This window comes from Alcaligenes aquatilis, from assembly GCF_003076515.1.
Classification (GTDB): domain Bacteria; phylum Pseudomonadota; class Gammaproteobacteria; order Burkholderiales; family Burkholderiaceae_B; genus Alcaligenes; species Alcaligenes aquatilis.
Map to the genome: position 1 here is coordinate 532,204 of NZ_CP022390.1, position 23,134 is coordinate 555,337.

At 57.2% G+C, this 23,134-nt stretch carries 21 protein-coding genes; 9 read left to right on the forward strand and 12 right to left on the reverse strand.

What is annotated here, in order from left to right; translation table 11 throughout:
• Positions 1-2: 2 nt before the first annotated feature.
• Both CA948_RS02490 and CA948_RS02495 read left to right on the forward strand, forming a co-directional pair.
• Entirely contained in the window at positions 3-818 is an 816-nt protein-coding gene (locus CA948_RS02490; RefSeq protein ID WP_094196202.1) for a c-type cytochrome, read from the forward strand.
• Positions 819-839: 21 nt separating this feature from the next.
• Positions 840-1,928, forward strand: a complete 1,089-nt coding sequence (locus tag CA948_RS02495; RefSeq protein WP_094196203.1) for a c-type cytochrome — start codon at positions 840-842, stop codon at positions 1,926-1,928.
• A gap of 381 nt (positions 1,929-2,309) precedes the next feature.
• Here CA948_RS02495 and CA948_RS02500 read toward each other — a convergent pair whose 3' ends face one another.
• The 4 genes from CA948_RS02500 to CA948_RS02515 form a co-directional block, all read right to left on the reverse strand.
• Positions 2,310-2,978: a metallophosphoesterase gene (locus CA948_RS02500; RefSeq protein ID WP_108727232.1), complete on the reverse strand. Its 669-nt coding sequence runs from the start codon at positions 2,976-2,978 to the stop codon at positions 2,310-2,312.
• Between the two features lie 145 nt (positions 2,979-3,123).
• Positions 3,124-5,463, reverse strand: a complete 2,340-nt coding sequence (locus CA948_RS02505; RefSeq protein ID WP_406611851.1) for a TonB-dependent siderophore receptor — start codon at positions 5,461-5,463, stop codon at positions 3,124-3,126.
• A gap of 180 nt (positions 5,464-5,643) precedes the next feature.
• Positions 5,644-6,630 carry a FecR family protein gene (locus tag CA948_RS02510; protein WP_108727234.1) on the reverse strand — a complete coding sequence of 329 codons (987 nt, stop codon included), beginning with the start codon at positions 6,628-6,630 and terminating at the stop codon, positions 5,644-5,646.
• A gap of 27 nt (positions 6,631-6,657) precedes the next feature.
• Positions 6,658-7,164, reverse strand: coding sequence for an RNA polymerase sigma factor (locus tag CA948_RS02515; RefSeq protein ID WP_108727235.1), 507 nt, complete (start codon positions 7,162-7,164; stop codon positions 6,658-6,660).
• Positions 7,165-7,359: 195 nt separating this feature from the next.
• Here CA948_RS02515 and CA948_RS02520 point away from each other — a divergent pair, with 195 nt between their 5' ends.
• A complete protein-coding gene (locus CA948_RS02520) occupies positions 7,360-8,493 on the forward strand; it encodes an aminotransferase class V-fold PLP-dependent enzyme (protein WP_108727236.1) in 1,134 nt (377 codons plus the stop codon).
• A 282-nt stretch (positions 8,494-8,775) separates the two neighbouring features.
• On the opposite strand, the gene CA948_RS02525 is transcribed toward CA948_RS02520, so the two are convergent.
• From CA948_RS02525 to CA948_RS02535, 3 genes are read right to left on the reverse strand one after another with little or no spacing between them, the layout of a single operon-like run.
• Entirely contained in the window at positions 8,776-10,257 is a 1,482-nt protein-coding gene (locus CA948_RS02525) for a TolC family protein (RefSeq protein ID WP_108727237.1), read from the reverse strand.
• Between the two features lie 4 nt (positions 10,258-10,261).
• Positions 10,262-10,948 (reverse strand): MarC family NAAT transporter, encoded by a 687-nt coding sequence (locus CA948_RS02530; protein WP_108727238.1) that lies wholly within the window; start codon positions 10,946-10,948, stop codon positions 10,262-10,264.
• A gap of 22 nt (positions 10,949-10,970) precedes the next feature.
• Positions 10,971-12,443 (reverse strand): metal-dependent hydrolase family protein, encoded by a 1,473-nt coding sequence (locus CA948_RS02535; protein WP_108727239.1) that lies wholly within the window; start codon positions 12,441-12,443, stop codon positions 10,971-10,973.
• A 356-nt stretch (positions 12,444-12,799) separates the two neighbouring features.
• Here CA948_RS02535 and CA948_RS02540 point away from each other — a divergent pair, with 356 nt between their 5' ends.
• From CA948_RS02540 to CA948_RS02560, 5 genes are all read left to right on the forward strand, one after another.
• Positions 12,800-13,054, forward strand: a complete 255-nt coding sequence (locus CA948_RS02540; protein ID WP_230018660.1) for a YtcA family lipoprotein — start codon at positions 12,800-12,802, stop codon at positions 13,052-13,054.
• 7 nt (positions 13,055-13,061) lie between these two features.
• Positions 13,062-14,111: a multidrug transporter subunit MdtN gene (gene mdtN / locus CA948_RS02545; protein ID WP_094196213.1), complete on the forward strand. Its 1,050-nt coding sequence runs from the start codon at positions 13,062-13,064 to the stop codon at positions 14,109-14,111.
• Complete coding sequence (locus CA948_RS02550; protein WP_108727240.1) at positions 14,098-15,849, forward strand: FUSC family protein; 1,752 nt, start codon at positions 14,098-14,100, stop codon at positions 15,847-15,849. Before mdtN ends, CA948_RS02550 begins: the two co-directional genes overlap by 14 nt.
• A 317-nt stretch (positions 15,850-16,166) precedes the next feature.
• Positions 16,167-17,546, forward strand: a complete 1,380-nt coding sequence (locus tag CA948_RS02555; RefSeq protein WP_094196215.1) for an NCS2 family permease — start codon at positions 16,167-16,169, stop codon at positions 17,544-17,546.
• Between the two features lie 69 nt (positions 17,547-17,615).
• A complete protein-coding gene (locus tag CA948_RS02560; RefSeq protein ID WP_108727241.1) occupies positions 17,616-18,230 on the forward strand; it encodes an HAD-IB family hydrolase in 615 nt (204 codons plus the stop codon).
• Between the two features lie 254 nt (positions 18,231-18,484).
• Here CA948_RS02560 and CA948_RS02565 read toward each other — a convergent pair whose 3' ends face one another.
• The 4 genes from CA948_RS02565 to CA948_RS02580 all read right to left on the reverse strand — a co-directional run bounded on the left by CA948_RS02565 (position 18,485) and on the right by CA948_RS02580 (position 20,969).
• Positions 18,485-19,054, reverse strand: a complete 570-nt coding sequence (locus tag CA948_RS02565; protein WP_108727242.1) for an HdeD family acid-resistance protein — start codon at positions 19,052-19,054, stop codon at positions 18,485-18,487.
• Positions 19,055-19,381: 327 nt separating this feature from the next.
• Positions 19,382-19,861 carry a copper chaperone PCu(A)C gene (locus CA948_RS02570; protein WP_094196218.1) on the reverse strand — a complete coding sequence of 160 codons (480 nt, stop codon included), beginning with the start codon at positions 19,859-19,861 and terminating at the stop codon, positions 19,382-19,384.
• A 20-nt stretch (positions 19,862-19,881) separates the two neighbouring features.
• On the reverse strand, positions 19,882-20,499 hold the full coding sequence (locus tag CA948_RS02575; protein WP_094196219.1) for an SCO family protein: 618 nt from the start codon (positions 20,497-20,499) through the stop codon (positions 19,882-19,884).
• Positions 20,500-20,555: 56 nt separating this feature from the next.
• On the reverse strand, positions 20,556-20,969 hold the full coding sequence (locus tag CA948_RS02580) for a hypothetical protein (protein ID WP_159086108.1): 414 nt from the start codon (positions 20,967-20,969) through the stop codon (positions 20,556-20,558).
• An 82-nt stretch (positions 20,970-21,051) separates the two neighbouring features.
• Here CA948_RS02580 and CA948_RS17570 point away from each other — a divergent pair, with 82 nt between their 5' ends.
• Positions 21,052-21,216, forward strand: coding sequence for a hypothetical protein (locus tag CA948_RS17570; RefSeq protein ID WP_159063903.1), 165 nt, complete (start codon positions 21,052-21,054; stop codon positions 21,214-21,216).
• Positions 21,217-21,238: 22 nt separating this feature from the next.
• Here CA948_RS17570 and CA948_RS02585 read toward each other — a convergent pair whose 3' ends face one another.
• Positions 21,239-22,945: an FMN-binding glutamate synthase family protein gene (locus CA948_RS02585; RefSeq protein WP_108727244.1), complete on the reverse strand. Its 1,707-nt coding sequence runs from the start codon at positions 22,943-22,945 to the stop codon at positions 21,239-21,241.
• Between the last annotated feature and the right edge of the window lie 189 nt (positions 22,946-23,134).

Here is a 23,134-nt window from a genome sequence, read left to right on the forward strand (position 1 = left end):
TCATGACAATGAAAAAAGTTTCTAGTTCGCCTCAGGTCGAGAACATCGACCCCACTTTCGAGCCCTGGGAGCCGCCTCGCCCCATTCCGATTTTTCTGCTGGCTGTGCTGTTTGCCTTGGCTTTGGCAGGTGTGGGCCTGTACCTGCACGATCTGGCGCCGCATGCTGCGCCCGATGAACCGACCGCCCCCATTGTTGTTGCCAACGCGGGCGGGGCTCCCGTGGTACCCGCTATTGCCGCTTTGAAGGATGCCCCTGTGCTGGTGCATTCCGGGCAGGGCAGTGTGTGGAGTTGTGCTTCCTGCCACGGTGAGGCGGGTGAAGGTGCGGGCATCACGCCACGTTTGGCCGGTATGCCAGAAGCGTATCTGCTCAAGCAACTGGAGGATTTTGCCAACGGGACACGCCTGAACGAGTCCATGCAGTATGTGGCTCGTGGCTTGAAGCCGGACGATATGAAAGAGCTGGCTAGCTATTACGCCACACTGCCTGCACCTCTCATTAATGTGCCTAGTTCGGATGCGAACCTGGCCCGTGGCGAAGTCCTGTTTCATCAAGGGGACTGGAAGCAGAACGTACCAGCCTGCATTAGTTGTCACGGTAGTCAGGGTGAAGGTGTGGGCGCTTCTTTCCCTCCTTTGGCCGCGCAACAAGCCGAGTACTTGTTCAGCCAGTTGTCGGCCTGGAAGGGCGGGCATCGCCACAACTCGCCGCAAAACCTGATGGACGATATTGCCTCGCGTTTGTCCTACGAGGACTTGTATGCGGTTTCCTACTATGCCGCCTCGCTGCCCGCCGATGGCAAGCAGGCGAAATAAGATCAGAACAGAGAGCTTTTCATGAAAGACACTCAACACAATGGTCGCAGCAAATCCGCTATGTCGGGTGGACGCAGGCTGGCCTGGGGGGCCGGCATTGGTGTGCTGCTTTTTGCAATTGGCTATGGCTTGAATGCCAAGGGCTGGCTGTCGTTTTCGCTGGGATCGCCCGATGAGGGAACCTCTCAACTGGGTGAGGCTACCTATAGTCGTGCGGCGATGGAAGCGGATCGCAAGACCCAAAGCAAGGATAAGTTAGCGGTGACCGCCGGGCTGCCGGTGGGGGCAGATGGGTATTACCTGCCCCCTGCAGAGAGCAGCATTCCGGATACCCCTTATGGTGAAGCGGTTCGTCGCGGTCGCACTATTTTTATGGAAACCTCCACGACCGTGTCGGATCACGTGGGCAACACCCTGGCCTGTGTGAACTGCCACCTGGATGCGGGACGCCGTGAGCACTCGGCACCCATGTGGGGCGCGTATATTCGTTACCCGGCGTATCGCTCCAAGACCAAGGCCATCAGTACCCTGGAAGATCGCATCATGGGCTGTTTCACGTATTCGATGAACGCCCAAGCTTCGCCTTCGGGTGTTGCGCCGCCCGCTGGCAGTGATGTGTATCGTGACCTGATGACTTATATGTACTGGATGTCCGATGGGGCGCCGACGGGGCAGAAGCTGCCGGGTGCTGGTTTTCCCAAACTTAAAAAGACCGAGCTGGGCTATGACGTCGCGCGGGGTAAAGAGGTTTACACCAACAACTGTGTGTTGTGTCACGCGGTGGACGGTCAGGGACAGAAGGATGCCGAAAGTGGTGTGGTGTTCCCGCCCTTGTGGGGGGCGAACTCCTACAACTGGGGAGCGGGGATGGCACGGATTGATACGGCTGCCGGTTTTATCAAGGCCAATATGCCTTTGGGTAAACCGTTCTCCTTGTCCGATCAGGATGCGTGGGACGTAGCGGCGTATATCAATAGTCATGAGCGTCCCAAGGATGCCCGTCAGAAAGGGACGGTTGAGCAAGCGCGTGTGGAGTTCCACGATGGCGAGGAAAGTTATTACGGTAAGGAAGTGAACGGCGTGATTCTGGGTGGAGGCGTGGAGAAGTAAGCCTTTGGCCTGTTGGCTGTTTGTCTGACGGTGAGACCGCCTCAGTTTCTTTTGGGAACTGAGGCGGTTTTGTTTTGTTTTGGCTTCTTCTTCTTCTTCTTCTTCTTCTTCTTCTTCGGTTTCTTGGTTGCTGGGGGCCAGGCTGTTTGTGTGTTGAGCTGGAGGTTTGCTGTGTATGGAGACAAAAAACGTAGAGGCTGCTTGTTTAGATAGTGCTTCGTGAAAACGCCAGTCTGGACCGAGGGGCCGTCCTCTGGGCTTGGCTCCTTGCCGGTGCGTAGCGCCGGCCAGTGCTCAGCCCCGACACCTCAGCAGGACCGAAACAGCGTTTCCCCAGAGACTAATCTTGCACTCACAATCCGTAATCGAAAACAAAAGCACCTACAAAGCCACCAAACGCTTCAAATCCAGCAAGGTGAAATGCCCATGATCCAGCCACCCGCCGGTATCAATGAAAAACACATTCCCCAATTGCCGCATCTTGTGCGTTGTCTGGTGTCCATGCACTAAGGCCCGGAGGCCATTGACCATGCCATCGTAGCCAGTCACATAGCGGTCCCTGGACCACATACAGACATGGCGGTCATGGGCATCAAAACTCTCGGTATGGATGTGTTGCCAATCATCGTAGGGAAAGTCGGCATGGACCATCCCCACCAAACCCAATGGCGTTTCAATTTCCATTGCTAAAGGCAGGGCTTGCAGACGCTGCGCAATAATGGATTGTTCGTCCGGAGTGCAATCATCCAGCCAGAGCCCGCCATGCACACGGTGATCAACCTCTTGAATAGCTTGCCCAACCGCGCGCCGCCAAGTCAGTTGTTCGTGATTGCCACAAATTGCATGAAACCAGGGCAGGTCCAACCACCCTAGAACATGGTGCGACTCCGGGCCGCGATCCACCAGATCTCCCACCGAAAAAAGCCGATCCTTGGACGGATCAAAGCGAATCCGCTTTAAAGAGGCGTGCAGCTTGGTGAAGCAACCGTGAATATCGCCAACCGCAATATCGCGTCCCAGGGTGTTCTGACTAAAGCGTGCTACCTGCATGATGATGAGACCCAGACTAGGTGAAACGTGCTCATCACGGTACTCAGAGTGGCAGACCGAGTCAAGAAAGACGCGGCCTGCCGCTGCTCTCAGTCAGAGCAAGTCGTGCTTGCCAGGCAAGACAGGCCCATGTCCAGCAACAGCGTTACCAATACAGATTCATGTTCAACATCACCTCGCGCTCCATGCCCCGGAACTGGCCGGTGTAGTACTTCTTGTTGAATACATTGTTGACGTTCAAGGCCACCCGATAGCGGGAGGTCTCATAGGCCACCGCCATATCTGCCAAGGTGAAAGAGGGGTTGTCGTTCAGACTGCCATCGGGCCGTACATCATTGGGCGACTTGCCCCGATACCGTACACCCGCCCCTACCATCAAACCCTGAATCTGCTGGGGCCGATAGTCCAACCACAGGCTGGCGGTCTGACGTGCGGTTTGTAATGTCTGCCGATCAATCTCCGCCGGACGCTCGCTTTTCGTGGTCCGTGGGTCCAGATAGGTATAGCCTGCCATCAGGTTTAGCTCAGACGTAATGGGCAGTTTGGCTTCCAGTTCAATCCCCGTGGATCGTACTTCGCCTGTCTGTACGCTAAAGCGCGGGAAGTTCGGATCGGGTGTGGTGACATTGGTCTGGCGCAGATCAAACACCGCAGCGGTAATCAGGGCATCGGTACCCGGTGGCTGGTATTTGACACCGGCTTCGTACTGCTTGCCCTCGCGGGGCTTGAACGCCGTGCCATTTGCGGCTCGCCCTGTGGTCGGATCAAAGGCGGTGGAATAGCTAATGTACGGAGCTACACCATTGTCGAACAGATACAGCAAACCCGCACTGCCGGTGGTGGCGCGGTCCGTCATGCGAGGCTGCGTCGCACTGCTTTGTACGGTGCGAGCGGTGTCGTGGCGCAAGCTGACATTGGCGACCCACTTGTCCCATTTCAACTGGTTCAGCATGTAAATGCCGGTCTGCTTCAGATCGCGCTCGGAGTAATCCAGTTCGGGCGGCGCAATGGATAGCCCGTATACCGGGTCTAGCATATCCAGATCCGGCACGTTCCAGCCAAAGCCCAAACCGTCGTTTTCTTTGTAGCGCAGATAGTCCACGCCCAATTCCAATGTGTGCTCCAGTGGCCCCCAGTTAAAGTCCTTGCCGACCCGGCTGTCTACGGTGAAGGTACGACCTTTGGTTTCCTGGGCCAGGCTGGCTCGGGAGATGCTGCGCTGGTCTGCCAGAACAGCCATGGCGTAGATATGGCGGTAATCAATGTCGATTTCCGAATAGCGCAGGTTCTGACGCCAGCGCCAGCCGCTTTCGGTGTCATGCTCCAGAGCGTAGCCTATGGATTTGGTGTCGCGGTTGAAGTAGTCAAACGCCGGATCCCCGGCGGTGCGTTTGAGCGGCAGGTCGGTCACTTCGGGATAATAAAACAGATTGGGCCACCAGGACTTGGGGGTACCGCGTTCGCGCGAGTAAGAGCCTAAAAGCGTCAGGCTAGTACGGTCGGACAGTTTCCACAGCAGGGAGGGGGACACCGAGACACGATCGTCGCGTGAGTCTATGGTGCGTCCATGGCTTTTGCGCCCGGACAGGTTCAGGCGATACAGCAAGGACTGGTCGTCATTCAAGGTTCCACCGATATCCGCCGTCAATTGACGGCGCTGGTAGCTGCCATAGCCCAGGCCCAGACTGTTGACGTGTTCGGCTGTGGGGCGCTTGGACACCACATTGACCACACCGCCGGGGCGTCCTTGTCCATACAGCACCGAGGCCGGGCCTTTCAGCACTTCGATGCTGTCCAGGCTGTCCATGTCATCGTTCCAGGAACCATAGGTGCCCGCCGAGAGCTGCTTCAAACCATCCTTGTAGTAGGCACTGCCGTCACTAAAGCCACGTATCACTGCGCCACTCATGCGTAGGTCCCCCGAGCCGGATACGTCAGTCTGAACGCCAGGGGTGTAAGCCAGGGCACGCTCAATACTTTGTGGGGCCAGAATCTTTAACTGCTTTTGCGTGACGATGGAGACCGAACGTGGGGTTTCGATCAAGGGCACGTCTAGCTTGCCACCACGGCTGCTCAGTGCGACGTAGCTGTCGGCAGTGTCTGTGGGGGCACGGCGTATCGTGACCGGCGTCAACTGAGTGACACCGGCTGACAAGGTGATCGTGTTGCCGTCTCGGGTGTAGTTGATGCCACTGCCGTCGAGCAACTGGCGCAAAGCTTGCTCAGGTGCCAGACGGCCCGATACGGCCGGGGCTTGACGGCCAGCAACCACATCCTGAGAGAAAAAGATCTGCAAAGCGGTCTGCTCGCCCAGTTTCAGTAGGGCATCGCCCAAAGGCTGGGCAGGGATTTGAAGAGAAACAGTGTGTTGGGCCTGCACAGCAAAAGGGGCTAGGCTAAAGGCCAGACTCACGCTTATGGTCAAGGCACTCAAGTTCGCCCGCAAAAGGGGCGAGTGGCGACGACGTGGGGTAAAGGGGCTCACGATCCTACGTTTTCCAATGAAAATATATCTCGCGCGATAGACGCGCTCAGCCTTTGGCCAAAGGGACTCAGGGGGCTGCCCTCCAGGGGATGGCCGCCTTCACCTACCTAGACGCACAAAGCACCCAAGTACCGGAATGAGAATCATGACTATTTTGTAACAGGCCCTGAAAGGCTTGTTTTAGCGTGCCACGATGCGCTGCACACCTGAGGCCTCGCGGTGAATGTGGACTGGAGCAATAGCGGGTAGTGCCTTGAGCACTGTTTCGGGGTGATCGATATCGAAAATGCCGGAAACACGGTGCTGGCGCAGGGCAGGGGCGTCCAAAGTCAAAGGCTGGGGTAGGTAGCGAGCCATTTCTTGTACAAGCACTTCCAACGGTGTGTTCTTGAAAATGATCTTGCCGCGCTGCCAGGCTGTCAGGCTTTCCACGTCGGTAGTGAGTACGGGGCCTGGCTCTGCACCTTGGCGCAACAGCACTTGTTGCTGCGCACCCAAAAGGCGTTCTTGACGACGCCACCAAGGGCCGGACTGCACCTTGACCGAACCGGATTGAACACTGACTTGCAGGCTGTCTGCCAGCCGCCGCACATTGAAGCGGGTGCCGGTGACGGTTACGGTGCCCAAGTCGGTACGCACGATAAAGGGCAGCGTCTGGTCGTGCTGGACGGTAAAAAAAGCTTCGCCTTGGAGCAGTTCGATTTCCCGCTTGGATGCAGAGACACGGGCCTGGGCAATGGTGTCGGTATTCAAGTCCATGACGGAGCCATCAGGCAAGGTGATTTGTTGACGCTCACCTTTGGCGGTAAGCCATTGCATCGTTTCTTCTACTGGTCTGAACCAGCCTGATTGATGGATGGCACCAGCGGACAGGGCCAGCACGCCAAGTGCGCCCAAACCCAGTGTCAGGTAGCGGCGTTTGGGAGACGGGACAAGGCCAGGGGAATGGGGTAGCAGGCTGCGCAGGCGTTCATCCGGGACGGCTTGGGTGGCGCGCCACAGGTATTCCACCTCGCGGTAGCGACGCTTGTTGACTGGATCGGCATCCAGCCAAGCGTGAAATGCCTGGTGATCCTGTTCATTAGCTTGCCCCGATTGCAGTCGGGCGAACCAATGCGCGGCATCGCTGGGGTGATCCAGTTCGTCGGAAAAAGAGGGGCGGGTCATTGCGCGGGCTTTGTGTACGACATGGCGTCAGTCAGGTACGTAATGGTGCAATCGTTCATGGAGGTGACGCAAGGCACGAGTCATGTATTTTTCCACCATGCTGCGGGAAAGCGCCATGTCCTGGGCAATTTCAGTATGGGTCCAGCCCTCCAGGCGGTGTTTGATGTAGACCTCTCGGCATTTAGGGGGCAAGTCGGCCAGCGCGCTCACCAGAGCGTCGGCCAGTTGTTCAAATTGGGCGTGGCTGTCGGCTCCGGCCTGGCGGGGATGCTCGGTATCGCTCAGTTCGTCCAAGGGCAAAACAGTCAGGACGGTTTGGTGGCGATGGCGGCTGATCAGACGGTTGCTGGTGCCTCGTGCCAGATAGGCCCGTGGGTTGTCGATCAAGGCGGTGTTGTTTTCCAGCATGCCTACTACGGTGTCGTGCATGGCATCTTCCGCATCTTCCCGGCTCTCGGCCTTGCGCCGCCATAGGCCAAACAGCTCGCTATACGAGGCGAGCCAGGCTTTTCTGGGACGTGAAGGGTGAGACATGGAGCGACTTAGCAGAGCAGGCAGAAAAAAGAATAGTGAATAATAACAATAATTCTCATTCAGGTTTTCTTATTCAAGCTGTCTGTGTACTTTCCTCTGACTGGCAGGGTCTTGGGGGCAAGCTGCCCGTACAGAGCGGCTTGGTCTAAAATCGGTCGATCTTGATATCTTCTCCCTTTGAATTCCGAGGTTTTCATGTCTCAAACCAGCACCCCCGTTGATCCGGACGGCCTGCTTGAATATTCGGTGGTCTACACCGACCGTGCCTTGAACCATATGTCCAAGACCTTCCAGGAAGTGATGCGCGAAATCTCTCGCACGCTCAAGCAGGTCTATCAGGCGCATTCGGCTATTGTGGTGCCGGGCAGTGGCTCGTTTGGTATGGAAGCGGTAGCCCGTCAGTTTGCAACGGACCGCAAGTGCTTGGTGATACGCAATGGCTGGTTCAGCTACCGCTGGACTCAGATTTTTGACATGGGTTCCATCCCTGCCAGCACCACGGTTCTGAAGGCCCGCCCGATTGAGCAAGGCAAGCAGGCTGCTTATGCGCCTGCTCCTATCGAAGAAGTGGTCGCTGCGATTCAGGCTGAAAAACCGGACTTGGTCTTTGCCCCGCATGTGGAAACCGCTTCCGGCATTATGTTGCCCGATGACTATATGCGTCAGGTGGCGGATGCCGTGCATGCGGTGGGTGGTCTGTTTGTGCTGGACTGTATTGCATCGGGCACCGTGTGGGTGGATATGAAGGAGGTGGGCGTGGACGTGCTGATCAGTGCTCCACAAAAAGGGTGGACCGGTTCGGCATGTTGCGGCTTGGTGATGCTAAGTGAGCGTGCTCGCCAGCACATTGAAACCACGACCAGCACCAGCTTTGCCTGCGATCTGCGCAAGTGGCTGCAGATCATGGAAACGTATGAGAATGGGGCGCATGCTTACCACGCGACCCTGCCAACCGATTCCTTGAAGGTGCTGCAAGAAGCGATGGCCGAGACAGAAGCCTTGGGTTTTGACTGGATCCGTAATCGTCAATTGGAGCTGGGCCGCAAGGTGCGTGCCTTGCTGAGCGAACATGGTTTCCGCAGCGTGGCCGCACCGGGTTTTGAAGCGCCGGGCGTGGTGGTGTGTTACACCACGGACGACGGGATTCATTCGGCTGCGAAGTTTGCCAAGGCGGGCTTGCAAGCCGCCTCGGGCGTGCCTTTGCAATGTGATGAGCCTGCTGATTTCAAGACCTTCCGAATTGGTCTGTTTGGCCTAGACAAGCTGAACAATCTGGAACGCTCGGTGGAGCGTTTGGCCAAGGCGCTGGACGCGATTGAAGAACAGTAAGTTGCCCTGGCAATTGCATCAATAAAAGGGAGCCTTGAGTGGCTCCCTTTTTTATGGTGGATGACTCGTCCTGAATTCCGTTGGCACTTTTTCCCTCTATCGACGGAGCGTCAATTAGGACAAGAAATCCGGCCTGGCCAACGCGATTACAGCCTGGCTTTTACACTGCGTGTGATCGCATAAGTTGAACGAGGCGAGCTGATGCGCTTGTAAGCGGGGGAGAGCGAAACAGGGCGAGAGAAAACTGGAGCTGTGATTGCGAGATTGCGTAGTCCGTCGTGCTCAGGGCTGTTTGGGAGCCTGGTTGAGTTCCCCCATGGCAAAAGCCAGATTCACAGAGCCAAGCAAACCGGCTGTGTGGGCGGCAGTTTGGGCTTCTTGGGCTCCCAACAAGCCCGTGTGTGCTTCGGTCAGCAAGGTCATGCCGGTCAGACCTTCCTTATAGGACTCCAGCGCACCTTGGTAGGTGATCTGGGCCGCTTCGACCAGGCTGGTGGCGGCTTGGTGAGATTCCAGTGCCGCTCGCAGCGCATCGGCGGCGATGATCATTTGCTTGTAGGCGTCCTGCTCGGTTTTGGCGACGCGCTCGCGAGCAGTGTCAGCGCGTAGTTGGGCTTCACGTACCTGTTTGTTGCGTAGTCCGGCATCGTAGAGCGGAATACTGAGTGCCAGCACGGCTCCTCGGGAGGAGGATTGCGGGCTGACTTCGGGCAGGCTGCCTACGCTTAATGAACCCATGCGTTTGGAAATAAAACCCATCAAGGCCAGCTTGGGCATGAAACTGGCTTCGGCGGAATCTATGCCGGCCAGACTGGCCTGATGGGCCGCTTGCAGGGCCTGCACATCGGGCCGCTGGGCGATGGCTTTTTTCAGCGTGTCATTACCGGGGATGTCCAGTTCATCGGGTAGGGGATGGGCGGTACTGTCGGCCACGTTCAGCTCTGTGTCGGGGGACAGGCCAATCGCACCCAGCAAGGTTTGGTAAGACTGACGTGTCAGGGTGCTGGCGTTGACATGGTGCAGACGGGCTTGGGCTTTTAGTTGCCGTGCCTGAGCCACTTCAATCTGGGTACCCAGCCCATTGCGTTGTCGCTCCAGGGCGATGTCTTCAATCAGGGCGGCATTTTTCAGGCCCTGAGCCGAGATTTGTGCCCGCTGGCGGGCCGAGTTGTAGTTGAAGTAACTGATGGACACCTCGGCAATCACGGCTTGATGCACGCCACTGAAAGTAATGCGGCTGGCCATGGCCAGCTTGTCGGCGGCCTCTTGCAAGGCAGCGCGTTTGCCAAAGTCAAAGAGCAACCATTTCAAGGTCAGGGACGGGACGGCTCCGCTTAAATGCGTGTCGTAGTCCACATCGACCTCTCTGCCTAGAATATGTACGCTGCTGTCGCGGTCGCTGCGCATATAGCCGCCCACGACACTGGCAGAGATCAAGGGCAGGTAGGTGCTTTCTACCATGCCGGCGGCTTGGGCTGCTTGTTGAGCCTCACCCCAGGCAATGCGGGTGCTGGGGTTCAGGCGTTGGGCCAGGTCGATCAGTTCAGGCAGGCTGTATTCATGATTGGCCCGCACATGGGGAGCGGGCTGGCTTTGATCGGGGCCGCTGTACTCGGCCAATGTCAGGCGGGGTGGCTGCGGCGCATCCTGCTCGGGTAGGGACTGGGTCATGGACTTACGATCGGGCGCAGCGCAAGCGGCCAGCGTAAGGGCAGCCATGACTGCCAAGGTAAGACGCACTGCAGGAGCACAAGACATAGACATAAATTCAGGATGCGGCAGAATGAGTCAGCAGCGTAGCAGCATACTGCTGTCCGCCTTCCAGAACGAGCTGTACCGCCATGCAAACCAGCAAAAAACCCATGATGCGTGAGATGGCATCGACGCCATTATGTCCGATCACGCGCACGATGCTCAGCGAGGAGCGCAGGCAAATGAAGAAGATCAAGCCGATCAGCAGGGCCAGAATAAGGGGCGTTGCCACCAACACCCATTCAGCATAGTGTTCGCGCATGCCTGCCATTTTGGAGGAAGCACTAATGACCAGAGCCATGGTGCCGGGGCCCACGGTAGAGGGCAAGGTCAGTGGGACAAACGCGATATTGTCGTGGGCGGCCGTATTTTGATCCGCTGCTTTGGAGACGACCTCGCTGACAGACGGGGGGAACAGCATGCGAAAGCCGATATAGGCCACAATCAGCCCGCCTGCGATACGCATATCCACCATGGAGATGCCCAGGGCCGAGGTGATCCACAAACCTGCGTAATAGGTAATCAGCAAAGCAAGAATGACATACAACGTCGCTTGGCGCAGTTGCTGCTTCTTTTCTTGCGCGCTCAGGGTTTCGCCCAGAGACAGGTACATCACCATGGAGGTCAAGGGATTGGCCATGGGCAGCAAAAACGCCAGCCCCAGACCGATCAATTTGAACAACTGCATCAATTCGTTTGGCATGGACATTCCTAGAGGATGGGGGTCAGACGGGTAGAGCGTTCTTGTATAGCTTGCCGTCCTTGATGATCAGCAGCAGGTTCTGCTCGGGCTGCTCCAGAAAGCTCAGGCTTTGCTCGGGTTCACCATCGATCAGCAGCAAGTCGGCCAAAGCACCGGGGCGGATTACGCCCAATTCGCCGTCATAGGCTTGTCGCAAGCCCGACAGTTGCAGCAGTCGGCCATTGTCGCCGGTGGCCATTTTCAGCACTTTGAGCGGATCGTAAAAACGGGTCAGCTTGGACAGCATGCGGCCCTGGTGGGGCAGGTGGGCGGGGGTGAACAGAATGTCGGTGCCCCAGGCGGTCTGGATCTGGTACTTGTCTGCCAGCTCGTAGGCACGCACGGTGCCCACGGCCACTTGTTGCTGCTTGGCTTTGCTGCGCGGGTCGTGCTGAACGTTGGCATCCTCATCAGCCAAAAAGGGTTGCAGGCTCCACCACACGCCTTCGCCTGCCATCATGCGGGCGGTTTCCTCGTCCGCAAGCTGGCCGTGTTCGATGGATTTCACGCCTGCCTTGATGGCACGTTGGATGCCACGGGCGCAATACACGTGCACCATCACGTAAGTCCCCCAGTCGCTAGCGGCGCCCACGGCGGCGCGCAGTTCTGCATCGCTAAATTGCAGCCCTTCCAGCGGATCGTACAAGGAGGTAACACCGCCCCCGGCCATCAGCTTGATCTGGCTGGCGCCGAGCATGAGTTGCTCACGAGCGCGGCGCAGAACTTGATCGGCTCCATCGGCAATGCAGGTGACACCGGCTCGTTCCGTGTGGCTTAGCTCGCCCTCGGCGCGTGGGACTTCGTAGCGCATCCGGAAGTCCGCGTGGCCGCCCGTTTGCGCAATCATGGCACCACTGGGATAGATGCGCGGGCCATGCAGCAAGCCCATATCAATACCGCGCTTCAAAGAGAAGCTGGGGCCACCGGCATCACGAACCGTGGTAAAGCCGCGCAGCAAGGTGCGCTCGGCTTCTTTGCTGGCAATCAAATGCAGGTCGGCTGGATCAGCCATCATGGCCGTCATCTGGTCGACAGCGCACAACAAACTATGCCAGTGGGCATCGATCAGGCCGGGCATCAGGACTTTGTTCTGGCAGTCCATGACCGTGGCGTCGGCCGGAATCTCGGCAATGGGCATGACAGCGGTAATGCGACCCTGGTCAATCTGGACGGCCAGTCCTTTTTTCAGCTCAGTCGTTTCACCATCAAACAGGCGCAGATTGCTCAGAATCAGTTTGGGAGCCAGGGTGATGGGCTTTTGATCCAGTGCATTATGGGATTGAAAGGCCGGGCCTGCGGGAGCCGCGTTTGGTGCAAAACTGGCCGAGGCGCTTAAACGCGTGTGAATGAAGGGGATGGAAGGGTGCGCGCAAACGCAGGCTGGTACACCGTGGCGATAGGCCTGGCGTTGCTGGCGCAGGGCAGGGGACTGTCCCAGGTAAGAGTGAGTCTGCATGGCGTCCTGAAAAATCAAAAAAGCATGAAAGAAGGAGGGCGGACTTAAGACATATGCAATTCGACCAGGTCTAACAAGCGGACCCGTTCGCGAGCATTTTCATCGGATATTTGGTGTGTACGGGCTAAAGTGTAAACGGCCTTACCTCGTCCATAGCAACTCGGCATACATGATGGCTGTCATTGAGACCCTAGCAGAAAATGGTTGGTCACTATACGCGTAAAAATGCGAGGTACACAGGGATCTAATTGGGCAGGAATAAATGGAATGGGTTTGAAAGGGCTCAGGTACAATTCTTCGCAGCGATCAGGGCAGCCTATGCAGATCGTATTAAAAACAATCGGGAGATGCCACGCATGCGTGCGCTAATAGCCGCTCTGGCCGCCTTGCCCTTGCTGGGGGGATGTTCTCTTGCACCGTCGGTCTCTCTGGCGGGCTCGTACTTTCCTGCCTGGCTGGTGTGCGTGTTGGGCGCCTTGCTACTGACTTTACTGATTCGTTGGGGGCTGATTCGCGCAGGTGTGGATGATGCCCTGCCCATGCGTTTGCCTGTCTATGCCTGCCTGACGCTAGCCCTGACCTTTGCCGCACTTCTTCTTTTTTTCGAGTGACTGAGCCATGACCCAGGCACAGAAATCTTCTTCCCGTAAAGGCGCTGCCCGCCTGCTGAGTGTGCTGATTGTTGTCGCCGCCCTTGTCTTGGCCTGGTGGTATTGGCAGCGATCTGCCAACAACCCCTTGTCCGAAGATGCGGTGGTGGGTGCCGATGTCGTGCATATCTCCAGCTCCTTGCCAGGGCGAATTGAGCGCATGGTGGTGCGTGACGGCCAGTTCGTTCACCGCGATGAATTGCTCTTTACCGTGGACCCGGTGTTTTATCAGTTGCGTCTGGAGCAAGCCCAGGCTGAACTGGCGCTGGCCCAGGCGACGCTGGACATGAAACAGCGTGCCGTGCGTGCAGAAGGGCATAACGCTGTGATTGCGGATGATCAGATTACGCGTGCAAAAACCAATTTGGCGATGGCTGCTCAAAGCCAGCGCCGATTGGCTAATCTGGCGGCCAAGGGCTATGTGTCCCAACAGCAATTGGATGAGGCCAATACCTTGTTGCGCGATGCGCAAGTCACCTTGAAACAGGCCACCGAGCAATCGGGTGCGGCTCAGGCGCTGGTCGGCAACACGCAAGCAGAAGAAGCGATGGTGCAGGCGCGCCAAGCAGGGCTGGCGATGGCCCAGCGGGATCTGGAGCATACCCAGGTGAAGGCACCCCACAATGGTCGTATCGTGGGTTTGCGTATCGGGTCGGGGGAGCATCTGCTGCCGGGCACGTCTGTCTTTACCTTGCTGGATACGGACTCCTGGTATGTGACGGGCATGTACCGGGAAACGGATCTGAAAGAGATCAAACCGGGCACGTGCGCCACCGTGTATGTGTTGTCTGATCCTTCGCGCAAGCTCTCGGGCAAGGTGGAGGAAATTGGTTGGGGCGTCAGCAGCCAGGAACAGATCAATCTACCGCGCAGCCTGCCGTATATTCAAAAATCCATGAACTGGGTGCGGGTAGCACAACGTTTTCCGGTGCGTATCCGCCTGGATGCCCCGCCCGAGGATTTGATGCGTATGGGGGCCTCGGCCACCACGATTATTCATCGCGATGGCAACTGCTAAGACTGGTTTGTCGGGGCTGGCTCGGCTGGTCTGGCAAGACTTGCAGCCCACCCCTGGCCGTCTGGCGCAAAGCTGGCGAGTGGCCGTGCTGTGCGCCTTGATGGTGCTGCTGGCCATGAATTACGGCATTCCCGAATCTGCGGTCAGTTGTTTTGTCATCTTCTTTGTGATGAAGTCCGACGCCGGGGAAAGCTCGGTACTGGCGTTGGCCCTGGTGGTGCTGGTGTCTCTGGTGGTGCTGCTGCTGATACCACTGATCCAGGTCACGATTCAGTATCCGGCCTGGCGTTTGCTGGCCATGGTGCTGACGTCCTTTGTGCTGCTGTTTTTAGGGGTAGCCAGCAAGCTGGGCCCTTTGGGCGGCATTATCGCTTTGGTGATCGCCTTTGTGCTGACCTTGCTGGGCTATGTGCCTTTTGGCGAAATTGCGACCCGTGCGGTGCTGTATGCCTGGCTGATGACCTTCGCCCCCATGGGCTTGGTGCTGATCTTCAATCTGTGCTTTGGTTTGTATCCGCACAAGGTGTTGCGCCGTGAGCTGGCAGCGCGTTTGCGTTTGGCGGCTCAGGGTTTGACGGGGCAGGCAGACACGCAGGATTTGTGGGACGAGCTGGCCTTGGGCGTTAGCGCACAACAAAAACGACTGGGCTGGATACGGCTGTTTCATTTGCGGCCCACACACGAGCAGGCGGACCTGGATCAGGCCATTTTGAACAGTTATCGCGCCTTGCTGGCCGTGGCCGTTTTGCGCGATCAGCATCTGGATAATGAGCAGGCCACCGCTTTTGCCCAGATTTGCGGGCGCAGTGCACAGGATATTGAACAAGGCCGCTTGCCGCAGATGGATGATCTGCCCGAACTGCCGGCGTCCAGCTCCTTGGCGATACAAGACTTACGAGATGCTTTGCTGGCTTTGTCGGGGGCGGTGTCCATTGGCAAAGCGGACCCGGAGCATGGCTCTTTCATGGTGCCTGATGCCTTCACCAATCCCGTGTACCAGCACCATGCCTTGAAGGCAACAGCGGCCGCCGTGCTGTGTTATCTGATCTACAGCGCGGCAGACTGGCAGGGTATTCATACCGCCATGATTACCTGCTATGTGGCGGCCTTGGGTTCTACCGGGGAAACTGTGCACAAGCTGGCTTTGCGGATTGTGGGCTGTTTGCTGGGGGCGGCGCTGGGATTTATCACCATCCTGTTCGTGATGCCGCATTTGCTCGATATTGGTGGCCTGATGGTCGTCGTGTTCCTGGTTTCCTTGCTGGGAGCCTGGGTGTTTTATGGCCCAGAGCGTATTTCCTATGCCGGCATTCAAATTGCCTTTGCCTTTTATCTGGTGACTTTACAAGGCTTTGGCCCTAGCTTCGATCTGGATTCGGCTCGTGATCGTGTGATCGGTATTTTGCTGGGCAATGCGGTCATGTACGTGATGTTTACCCAAATCTGGCCTGTCAGTATTGCCGGTTCGGTGCGTCAGCGTTTGGCCAAGGCCTCTGATAGCTTGATGGGCTTGGCGGCGTTGTGGCAGGAGCGCCCGGCTCAGGCCGTGCAGCAGTCGGCCAGTGTGGCCCAGGAGCTGTCGGCGGCAAAATATGGATTGGCCTTGATGCAGTTGGAGCCGGCGCGTTTGCGGCCTGACGAGCAGCAGGCCCAGGACATGCAATCCCAATGGCAGACGCTGCGCCAGCAGTTCATCACTCAGGCCTATATGCCTGTGTCCAGCCACCCAAGCGATTGATAACCCTCATTACCTAGAGGTGATTTTCCTGTCTTTGACGGCTCGTAGAATGGGCCTCACTTCCCATTCTCGGGATTAAAAGAAGCGCCGCAAAGGCCTCGGTTCGGTCGGAGACACCCCCGTATACCTTTTTCTTCCTCGTCCATGTCTGCATTTTGTTGCGGGCAGGGCAGGACTCGTCTTTGCTCGGTACTTCCTTTGATTCAGTTTGTGTGAAGCCTCTCGCCCTTCTTGGGGCTGGGACTGTCCATTACTGATTCCTGATGACGGCAACGCACCGTTTCAGACATCACAATACTGATAAAGGAGCATGAAGTATGGCTGAGCAAGAATCCGCATTGCGACCCGGGCAGCAGGCCCTGGTCCCGCCACTTGCGGGTGGTTGGTTGCAAAAACATTTTGCTTATACAGAGCGCGGCAGCTCCTTGCGTCAGGAAGTTCTGGCAGGGCTGACCACGTTTCTGGCAATGGTGTATTCCGTCTTTGTGGTGCCGTCCATGCTGGGCAAGGCGGGCTTTGATACCTCGTCGGTTTTTGTGGCCGTGTGTCTGACCAGTGCCTTTGGTTCTTTGCTGATGGGGCTGTGGGCGAATCTGCCGATTGCCGTGGGCTGTGCCTTGTCTTTGACGGCATTTTTGGCCTTTGATCTGGTGCTGGGCCAGCAACTCAGTCCGGCTGTCGCCTTAGGGGCCGTGTTCCTGATGGGGCTGATCTTTACCCTGATTTCCGCCACCGGGATTCGCACCTGGATCCTGCGCAATTTGCCCTTGGGTATCGCGCATGGCACGGGTATCGGGATTGGCCTGTTCCTGCTGATGATCGCGTCCAATGAAGTGGGCTTGGTCACGCGTAATACCGGTGCAGGTTTGCCGGTTGCCTTGGGGGATGTTACGTCCATGCCGGTATGGCTGAGCGTGTTGGGTCTGGCCGCGATCTTTGGCCTGGAGCGCCGTCGTGTGACAGGCGGCATTTTGCTGGTGATTCTGGGGCTGTCGGCGGTGGGTCTGATTTTCGATCCCAATGTGCGCTTTACCGGCTTGTTTGCCATGCCTAGCCTGCTGGGCGAGCACTCCTTGATCGGTGCGATGGATATAGGCGGGGCGTTAAATGCCGTGGTTCTGCCCAGCGTTCTGGCCTTGGTAATGACGGCGGTGTTTGATGCCACTGGCACGATCCGGGCGGTGGCAGGCAATGCCGGGCAGTTGGACAAGGACGGCCAAATCATCAACGGTAGCCGCGCCTTGACGACAGACTCGCTAAGTTCTTTGGTGTCGGCCAGCCTGGGAGCGTCGCCTGCTGCCGCTTATATTGAGTCCGCAGCGGGGACGGCAGCAGGTGGCCGTACCGGTCTGACGGCCGTGGTGGTGGGTCTGGGTTTTCTGATGCTGATCTTCCTGTCGCCTTTGGCCGGTCTGGTTCCTTCCTACGCAACGGCGCCAGCCTTGATGTACGTGGGCTTGTTGATGCTGGGGGGCGTGCGTCATCTCAATACCGACGATACGGTCGATACCATGGCCGGTTTGGTGTGTGCCGTGTTTATCGTGCTGACCGTCAATATTGTCACGGGCATCATGCTGGGTTTTTGTACCTTAGTGCTGGGCCGCCTGTTCTCCGGCGAGCTGCGCCGCTTGAATGTAGGCACGGTTCTGATTGCACTGGCGTTGGCCGTTTTCTACCTGGGTGGCTGGGCTTTATAAGGCCGGACTTGGGAAGGGCGGGGGTTCCCCTTTACACTAGCCTGTTTTCCAAACACCAAAGGGGTATCTGTGCTGGTCGCATTTGATTTTGATGGCACGATTACAGATCGGGACAGCTTGCAGGACTTTATACGCCGCATGCGGGGCTGGCCGGTCTGTATTCGTGCTTATCTAGCCTGCGTGCCCCGCGTGTTGGTGTGGGATCGCGGCCCGCAGCGTCGTCAGGCGATCAAGCATCGTTTTTTGCGTAGTGCCTTGGGTGGATTGAACCGGGAGCAGGTTCAGGCTTTGGCCGACACGTATGTGCGGGACTATGTGCCACAGATTGTCCGTCCTGAAATGATGGAACGAATCCGTGCTCACCGAGAACGGGGCGATACGGTGCTACTGGTCAGTGCCTCGCCGTCTATTTATTTGCAAGCCTGGGCTAAGGCTCAGGGCATGGTGCAGGTGCTGGCAACAGAGCTGGCCTTTGATGAGCAAAAAGGCTGTGTGGGAATGGCCAGTGCTAATTGTTGGGGGCAGGAAAAAGTAAATCGTCTTCAGGCCTGGCTGGGGGATAAACCAGTTGCACTGGATATGGCGTATGGCGATAGCCCTGGCGATGCACAGATGCTGGCGCATACGCGTCAGCCTTGGCTGCGAGGACGAGATGCAGCTTTGCCGGAATTGGAGAGCCAATAATTGAGCTGGACGTTGGGTCAGAGAGTTGTGCTTCGGGTTTATTAGCGTTGGCCAATTTGGCAGCCGATGTTTTGCGGATGAGAAACAGCAAACAGGGTTCTAGCTGCAAGGGCTTTCCTACCTTTATGTGAAAACAATGCCCGACCAGACTGAGGCTGTGATCGGGCATTGTTTTGTGAGTTGTTATGTATTGCGCAGTGCTAACAAGGCGATCAAAACGGCAAGCAAACTTGCCTTTGAGTGTTGCTGTCAGATTACGTGTTGCTGCGTTTGATCGCCATGCCAACCAAGAGGCTAGCCCAACCTTGGGTCAGCAAATCAATACCCAGGATCAAGCCCAGAATCCAGACACTATTGCCAGGCCAGCCAGCGGCAATAATCAAACCGGCTGCCAGCGTAATCAGGCCGGAAAAGGCCATCCAGCCGCCGCCTGCCTGGGCCCGGTTCTGGAACCAGATCCAGAGTCGGAACGCGCCGGAGGCGATCAGGAATGCGCCAAAAACCAGGGTCAGGACGGTAGCACCCACCAGAGGATTGCTAATGGCAATCAGACCGGCGAACAAGTACAAAATGCCGCTCAGGCTCCAGAACAGAAAGCCGCGCCAGCCTTTGGCGCTCCAGGCATGAGCCAGATGTAGCACGCCGCCTATGCTCATCAGGATACCGACATACACCACGCTGGCAACGGTGGCGCCAACCACGTAGATCAAGGCGATCAGACCCAAAATAATCAGGGCAATGCCCAGACCAATGAACCATCCTGGTTTCAAGGGCAGTTGACGTAGCAACTCAGAGCGATTGTTGTCATGTGGACTTAGAGCCATCTAGGTACTCCTTGCAAGGTTAAACCGACGCTACGGTTTTAACTGTACTCCAGACCTGGGCAGGGGCCTAGTGATACGCAATGAGACGGCTCCAGAAACACGAAGGCCCTACCGTTGCGGTAGGGCCTATATGCCGCTCTGGCGGCGGTGAACTACCATGATGGCAGTTTTGGGAAGCTGTGTTTCAGACAGCTTACTGACACTATGTCAGTGATTTCACTGTACGTCAGCGAATCAAAACCCGCCAATTATGGAAAACCCGCAAGTCTGAAACAAAGCCCTTCAAACCGTTAAGGTAGCTCGTGTTCAGGACTGCAGGCAGGTGGCTTAGTGGCCGTGCGCACCCTTGTGGCCCTGGTTGGCTTTGGTGTTCAAGGCACGGACCGGGGCGTTGATTTTCAGCTCCTCCTTCTGGCCAGCGGCATTCTGGATTTGCAAGGTGAGATCCACCGAGCTGCCTTCTTGAACCTGCTTGTCCAGACCCAGCAGCATGATGTGGTACCCGCCAGGCTTGAGTTCGACAGCTTTGCCGGTGGGCAGGTCGATTTTCTCGACCTGACGCATACGCATAACGTCGTTTTCCATGGCCATTTCATGCACTTCTACTTGTTTGCTCAAGCTGCTGCTGGCACCCACCAACTGGGCGTTGTCAGTCGATTGCAACACCATGAAGGCGCCAGTGGCTTGCTGGCCGGGAACCGTGGCGCGAACCCAGGGATCGGTCACGGTGACTTCGGCCTGGGCCAGGGTAGGCAGGCTCATCAAGGCGGCCAGGGAGAAAAGCGAGGAAGCAATAGTACGTTTCATGTTGGTAATCCTGTTGGGGTTCATTTGCTCAAAGCCAGTACCTGGCCGATATCAGCCACGGCTTCTTCAGCCGTTTGCGTATGACGCAGGGCGATCTGCAACTTGCCTTGTGTGTCATACACATAGGTCAAGGCACTGTGGTCCATGGTGTAGCTGGAGCCGGTAGGAACCTTTTGGTAAAAAACTTTGAAGTCGCTGGCGGTTTTGGCCAGCTCCTCTTCGGTGGGGCGCAAGGCCACAAAACTGGGGTCAAAAGCCTGCATGTAGGCACGCAGCAATTCGGGCGTGTCGCGCTCCGGGTCAATGGAGATAAACAAGACTTGCAGCTTGTCGCCATCCTCGCCCAACTGCTCCTTGATGTCGACGGCCCGGGTCAGTGCGGTCGGGCAGACGTCGGGACATTGGGTAAAACCAAAGAAGATCAGTACGATCTTGCCGCGATAGTCGGCCATGGTGCGACGTTGGCCTTCGGTATCGAGCAAGCTGAAATCCTTGGCAAAGTCGGCACTGCTCATGTCCACACCTTCCAGATTGCGAAAGGCAGGCTGCTTGGGGGCTTTGTCGCCGCAAGCGCTCAGGACCAAAGGAGTGGCCAGCATGGCAAGCAAGAGCTGGCGGCGTGAGAAGGAGGCGTTCATAGAAATATCCCGCTAATTGACAACATGGAGTGGCTGCGCCGGGCAGCCAGGGCTAGTCAGGAAACGGACGTAGCGGGAGGTCCGCGCGCACTCAGGGGCGGGCCCGTTAGGGGAAGAACGGGAGCCGCCGCCTGTTGGGCAGTGTCCCAGGTATGTCGTGGTGTTTGTGCCAGATCCCAGGCGGGGCTGGGCGTATCATTCAGGGCTTTTTGTGCTTGGGCCTGAGCAAATAAACAGGCGGCATGCAGCGTGTGCTGCTCGTCGTGTTCCGGTCCGGAGAATTGGCCGCTCCATTGCGCCAGGAAAGGGTCGCCCTGCACGCATAAACTGAGGGCGGCTGCATTGGCGGGGTCGGCACTGGGCATATAGCCATTGGGAATCAGGCCACGCAAGAGCAGGGCGCATATCGCCAATACCAGTAAAAACTGGCGGCGAGTACCTGAGAAGGGGAGTGCGCAGTGCCTGACCATGATCAGAGCATTCTAGTACAGATGGAAATTTGTTTGCCCAAATTCTGTGGCACAGTAGACGCCTATCATCAAGGAGCTTGATATGCGACAGATTTATGGGGTGCTGAGCGCCTTGGTCATGGTCTTGGGACTGGCAGCGTGTTCAACACCGGACCGTTCAGCCGACAGCAGCTGGAGTCGGCCTTCCGGTGTTCAAGTCTACGGGGAAGTCGATGCAGGGGTAGGGATGCAGCGGCAGTCTCGCTAGGGAAACAGCCGCCATACCGCGTTCAGACCAGGGTTTGGCCGGCGCTGTCGGCGGCATCCTGTTTTTTGATTGTGTCCTCGGGGTCAGCCTCATCATTCAAGTAGGACAAGGCTTTGCTCAGGCTGTAGGCCGGTTCGAAGGAGTCGGGATTGGCCATGGGCCAGCCTACGCGGAAAATCGTTTGACGGTAGTGGCCGCGCAGCAGTTCGCCTTTTTTCAGATCCGGGAACAGAGCCGACATCACACGCACTTCGCCGTTGCTGATACGACGGGCGATATGGTGAGGGCGTAGCTGGTTCGGATGTTCCAGGCCTGCCGCACCCAGCAATTCAGCCAGCGCTTTGAGGGTATTGCCGTGAAAGCTGGCCACGCGCAAGGACTTGTCATCCACCACCAGGGCCTTTTGACGTTGCGGGTCTTGCGTTGCCACGCCGGTTGGACATTTGTCGGTATGACAGGCCTGGGCCTGAATGCAGCCCACGGCAAACATGAAGCCGCGTGCGCTATTGCACCAATCTGCGCCCAAGGCCATGATGCGGGCCATATCAAAGGCACTGATGATCTTGCCCGAGGCGCCCAGGCGGATTTGCTCGCGCAGGCCAATACCGACCAAGGTGTTGTGGACCAGACGCAGAGCCTCGCGCAAGGGAGTACCAACGTGGTCAATGAACTCCACGGGGGAGGCACCGGTACCCCCTTCAGCACCATCGACCACAATAAAGTCCGGTGTAATGCCTGTTTTCAGCATCGCTTTGGCAATGGCAAACCATTCCCAGGGGTGCCCGATACAGAGTTTGAAGCCTACGGGCTTGCCGCCGGACAAAGTACGCAGCTTGGCGACGAACTCCAGCAATTCGACGGGGGAGCGAAAGGCGCTATGGCTGGCTGGCGAATTACAATCCACGCCCTCGGGTACACCGCGCGCCAGGGCAATCTCCGGTGAGACCTTGGTGCCGGGCAAGATGCCGCCGTGGCCGGGTTTGGCTCCCTGCGACAGCTTGATTTCAATCATCTTGACGTGATCCTGGGTGGCGCGCTCGGCAAAGCGTTCGGGCGAGAAGTTGCCTTGTTCATCCCGGCACCCAAAATAGCCCGAGCCAATATTCCAGATCAGGTCGCCACCGTGGCGCAGGTGATAGGTACTGATGCCGCCTTCGCCCGTGTCATGCGCAAAATTGCCCATCTTGGCGCCTTTGTTCAGGGCCAGGATGGCATTGGCTGACAGCGCCCCAAAACTCATGGCTGAAATATTCAGCACCGACAGCGAGTAAGGCTGGGTACAGTCCGGTCCGCCGACATCAATACGGAACTGCGCGTCCTTGATGTGTTTGGGCGTCATGGAGTGGTTCATCCACTCATATCCATTGTTATAGACCTCCTGGTGGGTACCAAAAGGCTGCTTGTCAATTTGCTGTTTGGCTCGCTGGTACACCAGGGAGCGGTCCGCACGTGAGAAGGGCAGTTGCTGCTCATCGCCCTCCAGAAAGTACTGGCGAATTTCTGGGCGAATGGCTTCAAAAATGAAGCGCAGATTGCCAATAACCGGATAGTTGCGACGAATGGCGTGACGAGTTTGCGTGATGTCCACCAAGCCCTGGATACACAGGGCCAGCCCTGGGATCGCCAGCCATAGCCAGCTTGCGCTTTTGAACAAGGAAAGCAGCAAGAACAAGGCGGTCAGGCCAATGATGATGTAGAAGGCGGTGTAGCGTGTCAGCCACTTTTGCATAATGACTCCTGCCAAGAAAACGGGGTGATAGGGCGGGATTTCGGGTACCCGCCTATCAGGATGCCAACATCATAGAACGGTCCCGTACGGTTTGACTATGTCTGCAGAGCGATAGTTTATGAAAACTGACAATGAACAATGAGGTGGCTGATAAATAGGGGTCAGGCGCGGGGTGTTTATCCCTTAAAG